The sequence below is a fragment of the Kribbella sancticallisti genome (assembly GCF_039530625.1).
Lineage (GTDB): Bacteria > Actinomycetota > Actinomycetes > Propionibacteriales > Kribbellaceae > Kribbella > Kribbella sancticallisti.
Window position 1 is genome coordinate 1 of sequence record NZ_BAAAOS010000075.1, and the last position, 5,259, is coordinate 5,259.

6 protein-coding genes and 1 pseudogene are annotated in these 5,259 nt (G+C 68.0%); 3 read left to right on the forward strand and 4 right to left on the reverse strand.

The genetic code is table 11. The annotated features are described in order from the left end of the window. Positions 1 to 151: 151 nt before the first annotated feature. From ABD255_RS43305 to ABD255_RS43315, 3 genes are all read right to left on the reverse strand, one after another. Entirely contained in the window at positions 152 to 736 is a 585-nt protein-coding gene (locus ABD255_RS43305; RefSeq protein WP_344222719.1) for a TetR/AcrR family transcriptional regulator, read from the reverse strand. Beyond that, positions 733 to 1,974: an MFS transporter gene (locus ABD255_RS43310; protein WP_344222720.1), complete on the reverse strand. Its 1,242-nt coding sequence runs from the start codon at positions 1,972 to 1,974 to the stop codon at positions 733 to 735. The genes ABD255_RS43305 and ABD255_RS43310 overlap by 4 nt, the downstream gene beginning before the upstream one ends. A 161-nt stretch (positions 1,975 to 2,135) precedes the next feature. Further along, the gene (locus tag ABD255_RS43315; RefSeq protein ID WP_344222721.1) at positions 2,136 to 3,056 is read right to left on the reverse strand and encodes an NAD-dependent epimerase/dehydratase family protein; all 921 of its coding nucleotides are present in this window, start codon (positions 3,054 to 3,056) and stop codon (positions 2,136 to 2,138) included. Between the two features lie 78 nt (positions 3,057 to 3,134). On the opposite strand from ABD255_RS43315, the gene ABD255_RS43320 reads away from it, so the two are divergent. The 3 genes and pseudogenes from ABD255_RS43320 to ABD255_RS43995 all read left to right on the forward strand — a co-directional run. Then, on the forward strand, positions 3,135 to 4,082 hold the full coding sequence (locus tag ABD255_RS43320) for a GlxA family transcriptional regulator (RefSeq protein WP_344222722.1): 948 nt from the start codon (positions 3,135 to 3,137) through the stop codon (positions 4,080 to 4,082). A gap of 26 nt (positions 4,083 to 4,108) precedes the next feature. After that, positions 4,109 to 4,285 (forward strand): hypothetical protein, encoded by a 177-nt coding sequence (locus tag ABD255_RS43325; RefSeq protein ID WP_344222723.1) that lies wholly within the window; start codon positions 4,109 to 4,111, stop codon positions 4,283 to 4,285. A 7-nt stretch (positions 4,286 to 4,292) separates the two neighbouring features. Next, positions 4,293 to 4,547, forward strand: a pseudogene (locus tag ABD255_RS43995) (class I SAM-dependent methyltransferase); the annotation flags it as partial. Positions 4,548 to 4,907: 360 nt separating this feature from the next. Here the strand turns inward: ABD255_RS43995 and ABD255_RS44000 are convergent. Then, positions 4,908 to 5,075, reverse strand: a complete 168-nt coding sequence (locus tag ABD255_RS44000; RefSeq protein ID WP_425554651.1) for an SHOCT domain-containing protein — start codon at positions 5,073 to 5,075, stop codon at positions 4,908 to 4,910. Positions 5,076 to 5,259 lie beyond the last annotated feature (184 nt).

A 5,259-nucleotide genomic window follows, 5' to 3' on the forward strand; every position in this document is an offset into this window, starting at 1 on the left:
CCTGCGCCAACCTCGCCACCCGTCGCAAGGAAACCAGTGCGCCCAGCCGCTTGGAATGCTTGGAACGCGACGATGCGGGCGAGTCGGCGTACGCGGCCATGGAGGGCGCTGTCGACAGCGCCCTCCTGCCATGACGACGAGCTCACCCGCGCTATCGCTCCAACGAGTCGAGCACGAGGTCGGCGAGCGGCCGTGCCTGCCGCGCGGGTCCGTCCGGGCCGAGAGTGCCGGCGCTGGCGAGCGTGCCCTCGACCAGCAGCGCGAGACTCTCGGCGGCTGCGCGCTTGCGGTCAGCGGGCGCATCCGCCGACGCGAGATGCAGTGTGAACCGGTCCACCACCCACTGCTTGGCGGTGGCGGAGAGCTGGTGGGCGAGGGCGTCCGGGTCCGGGTATTCGGCGAACGCGAGCTGGCAGGCACAGCCGCGGAAGTCGTCCTCCCGGGTATTGTCGCCGAGCGCGTCGAAGATCGCCCGGATCGCGTCGGTGCCCGACTCGGCGTCCTCGGTCGCCCTCTCGAACCAGGCGCGCGTCCGCTGGTCGGCGTTCTCGACGTACGCCGCCACCAGTCCGTCCTTGGACCCGAAAAGCCGGTAGAGCGTGGTCGGAGCTACCTCGGCCTCCCGGGCAACCTGGTCGATGCCCGTTGCATGGATGCCGTTGTTGTAGAAGAGCCGGTCGGTGATCTCGAGGACGTGTTCACGGGTCTCGTCGGCTGGCCTGTGTCGGCGGGTCATGAGTTCAACCCAATCACAGCAGGATCGGGGGTCTCGTTGACGTCCGCTTTGGTGGCCGCGGCATCAACTGGCCGTAGCCGTGACGTCGCAGCGGCGGCGAGGACGCCGAGCGTGCAGATCACCGCGCCGGTCAGGATCGCGGCGTCGACGCCGGCGGTTGCCACTGCCCGGCCGCCGATGACCGCGCCGATCGCGATGCCTGCGGTGACGGCGGATGCCGGGAGTACGCCGGCCAGGTCGCGGCCGGGGCCGGCGAGGCTGGTGACGCGGTACTGCAGGGACGGCACCAGCCCGAAGCCGACCACGCCCCAGGCGATGAGGACGAGGAGGGCGACGGCGGGCTCGCTGCCGCCGACGTAGAGGACGGCGAGCGTCGCGACGAGCACCGCGCTTGCGATCACGATCGTGCGGGAGGCGGCGCGGTCGGCCGCCCAGCCTCCGGCGAAGGTGCCTGCGGCGTTGGCGGCGCCGTAGGCCAGGAGGAACCAGCTCACGGTGGCGCCGGAGATGCCGGTGACATCGGCCAGGTAGACGGCGAGGTACGTGAGTGCCGCGAACTGGCCGCCCATGATCAGGAGCCCGACACCGAGCACGGCGAGTACGCGTGGGGCGAAGGCGTAGCGCGCCTGGGCGCGCAGTCCGCCGGTGCCGGAGTGGAGGACGGGCGGCACTACGACGACGGTGATCACGACCGCCGCCACCCCGAGGATCACGATTGCGAGGAACCCAGCCCGCCAGCCGGCCTGGTGACCGATCGCGGTGCCGAGCGGCACCCCGAGCGCGGTGGCGACGGCGATCCCGCCGAAGACGCCGGCGATCGCACGGCCCATCCGCTGCGGCGGCACCAGCGCCGCCACGAGGCTGAACGCCACGCCGATGAAGAGGCCCTGCAGGGCGCCGGTCACGACGCGCGCGCCCAGCAGGGACGCGATGTCGGTGGACAGGGTCGCCCAGAAGTTGCCGGCGACGTATGTCGCCAGCGAGGCGATCAGGACCAGCCGCCGGCCCAGGCGCATGGTCAGCGCGGTCAGTGCAGGGCCGCCGAGCGAGATGCCGAGTGCGTAGGCCGTGACCAGCCAGCCGGCCGTCTCGGTGGTGACACCGAGGTCGTCGGAGACAAGGCCGAGCACGCCCACGACGAGCAGTTCGGCGGAGCCCATGATGAAGGCGCCGAGGAAGAGGGACAGGACGATCAGTCGCTCGCGCGTACTGGAGACGGCGGCAGGAGAGGTTGTCATGCGTCGATGTTAGGTAACGCTCCCTAACATGTCAATGAGGTCGCGGGACTGCGCCTGGGGCCGGAGGCGGATGTCACCCTCGCCGCCGACCCTTGCCTGACCTGCCGAGCCCGTGCCGCCGGTTGTTGAAGGCGAAGCCGCATCGTCCGGTCGGCCTTTCCTCACGTCGGAGGTGGGACTGCGGCCGTATCGAGCAGTACGTCGTCGAGCGAAGAAGTGGTCAGCGCGAACGTCTCCTCGGTGAGGGTCGTATCGAAGACGATCGGCTTGGCGTCGAGATAGAAAATCTCGACGAGCTCTTGCAGGATGGCGTCGTTCGCGCCTGCCTCGACGAGGTCCTCGTAGCTCATTCCGCGCACGTCGGGAACGGGTGATCCGGTGAGCTTTGCGAGTCGCTCGGTCAGGTCGCGCACCGACCATACTGCGACGCTTGGCACGTGCCAGGCCCGCCCGAAGGCTCGATCGTCGAGACCGATCGTTGCCAGCGCACGACCGACGTCCCCGACCGCGGTCCAGGCGTGCGGCACGTCCACGGGAGCGGGATAGAGAACAGGCTGTCCCCTCAGGACCTGTTGCGTGACGGTGAAGTTGAAGACCGACCCAGCCGCGGCACCGAGATAGTCGGAGGCGCGGACCTCGGTCACCCGCACGCGGCCGGCTTCCTGTGCCGCGAGCGCGTCCGTCCACATTTTGGCCTTGACCCGGCCCTTGACCGAACTGGGCTCGATGGGCGTGATCTCGGTCATGACCGGCACGTCGCCGTAGGCGTAGGCGTTTCCGAGCATGACGTAGTCCGCTCGCACTCGTTCGGCTGTCTGCAGCAGGGAGGTCGCCAAGGGGGGCCACAGGTCTGCCCATTGGTCGTACGGGGGCATGACGCAGTTGAAGATCGTGGCCGCGCCTTCGGCCACCTCCGTGAGTTGGCCCGGGTCGCTTGCGTCGGCGCGTACGCGTTCGATGAGTGGATGATCCGGGCCCGCCCCTCGCCGGCTCACCAGACGAACTCGATCACCTGCGTCGGCGAGGATCTGCGCTGTGGCGGAGCCGGTCGGACCAGCGCCGGCAATCAGTCGGAGTGTCATGCCGCCGACCCTTCCCCATGGGTGGCGTTGTGAGACAGTGACCAGAATGCCATTGTTCAGGAGGTTCTGGCCATGTCCATGCATCGAGTGGTCGTCGTTGCCGTGCCGCCCGTCATCCCGTTCGACCTTGCCATCCCGGAGATGGTGTTCCGGTCGGCAATCGTCGATGACCACGCCTGCTACGACGTCCGGGTCTGCACACCCGACCCGGGAGTCGTGGAAAGCAACGCCTCGATGCAGGTAGTGGTGCCCCTCGACCTAGGTGCACTGGACGATGCCGACACGGTCATCGTCACCGGTACCGGCGCCCGCACCGATGCGGACATCCGTGTGCTCCAAGCGTTGCGACAGGCCGCCGACTGTGGAGTCCGGATCGCGTCGATCTGTACCGGGGCTTTCGTGCTCGCTCAGGCTGGTCTGCTCGACGGCAGGCGTGCGACGACCTACTGGGTCCAGTCCGGGGCGTTTGCTCGTCGATTTCCGGCCGTCGAGGTGCAGCCCGATGTGCTGTTCGTCGAGGATGGCCAAATCTTCACCTCGGCGGGAGCAGCGGCCGGCATCGATTTGTGCCTGCACCTGATTCGCCGCGATTTCGGCGCCGCTGTTGCCAATACTGCGGCGCGCTTCACGGTGGTGGCCCCGGTAAGACACGGTGGTCAGGCGCAGTTCATCGAGGCACCGCTGCCCAAGGAGAACGCCATCTCCCTGGCGGCAACCCGTGCCTGGGCTCTCGAACGCATCGAGGAGCCGATCACACTGTCCGACCTTGCCCGCCACGCGCGCGTGAGCGTCCGCACGCTGACCCGTCGCTTCCATGCCGAGACCGGCGTCAGTGCACTGCAATGGCTGCTCCATCAGCGACTGGAGCGTGCGAGGGAACTCTTGGAGTCCACCGATCTCCCTCTGGATCAGGTCGCGCGGCGGAGCGGTCTCGGCACCGCGGACTCACTGCGACGTCACGCGCTCCGGCGGTTCAGCCTGACGCCCACGGCATATCGGGCGGCTTTCAGTCAACTGTCCTCCTGAACAGCTCTCCTCGTCGGTGTCCATCCGTGCCGGTCCCGTTCGTCGTACTCCTCGGCACCATGCCTGTCGAGCCCGCGATCACAGCTCTGGAGCACGTGGTGGCTCACGGCGTCCACCGGCAGGTGAAGGGGAAGCGGCTGGTCGCCACCGATCTGGACTGGGTGCCCGGCGAGGGTCCGCTGAGATTCGCGCCCCGCTGGTGACCTGCTCATCCTCGCCACTGGCCGCCCCGTCGACGTCGCGGGCCCTTTCCGAGGTCGACATGCTGCGCACCACTTGCCCAACGGCGAGGTGATCGGTGTCGACCTATCGTCCGGCATGGTGAGCCGTGCCCGCGCCCGAACCGCCGGGCAACCCCAGGTGACCGTTCTCGAAGGCGACGCGTCCTCGGTCAACCCACGATGGGCAGGGCGGCTTGCCGCTCTGGTATCGGTGTTCGGCTTGCAGCAGTTTCCGGACCCGGCCACGGCGCTGCGGTTGCTGGGTGTCTGCGCTGGCACGTCGGCGTCTCGACCACGGTCGTCCACCGCATCATCACCGAGCACGAGACCCAGTTTCGCGACGGCGCGTGGAAAGACCGGTCATGACTACCCGGCACCAGCCCAGACGATCCACGTCCAGCCAGGCACCAGCCGGTCTGCTATAGCTGTGGCTGAACCGCGATCAGCGACACCGAAGGCTGCGCGGCTGCGCGAGAGCTCCAGACCGATTGGTCGAGCACCGACCACAACCCACTCCAAATCATTGTCACGCGGCACTGCGGCCGGTGTCAGCCGCACACCGTCTACGTCGGTGGCGTGCCTCTTCTGCTGCACCGGGAGCAAATCAGATCCTACCGAGCAGTTCGGCCTTCTTTGCTGTGAACTCGGTGTCTGTGAGCACTCCAGCGCTGTGCAGCTCACCGAGCTTGGCCAGTCGTCTTGACGGACATCCGGATCGGCTACGCCGGGGTCTCCACCGGCGGCCAGAAGCTCGAATGACAGATCGACGCACTCAAGGCTGCCGGTTGCCGGCAGATCTTCGAAACTGCTCGGCGTCAGCCCGGCACCCTCTACAACCACATCCCGGACCTACGCGAGTTCCGTTCTCGCAAACCCTACGACCGCCAGGGGTGAGCCCGGCGTCCGATACTATTCGTGTCATGTTCGATCCCCGTGCCTAGAGAGTGCTCGCCGTC

Coding starts and splice junctions, on each gene's coding strand:
- ABD255_RS43305 (WP_344222719.1), bottom strand. CDS start 736: ATGACCCGCCGACACAGGCCAGCCGACGAGACCCGTGAACACGTCCTC.
- ABD255_RS43310 (WP_344222720.1), bottom strand. CDS start 1,974: ATGACAACCTCTCCTGCCGCCGTCTCCAGTACGCGCGAGCGACTGATC.
- ABD255_RS43315 (WP_344222721.1), bottom strand. CDS start 3,056: ATGACACTCCGACTGATTGCCGGCGCTGGTCCGACCGGCTCCGCCACA.
- ABD255_RS43320 (WP_344222722.1), top strand. CDS start 3,135: ATGCATCGAGTGGTCGTCGTTGCCGTGCCGCCCGTCATCCCGTTCGAC.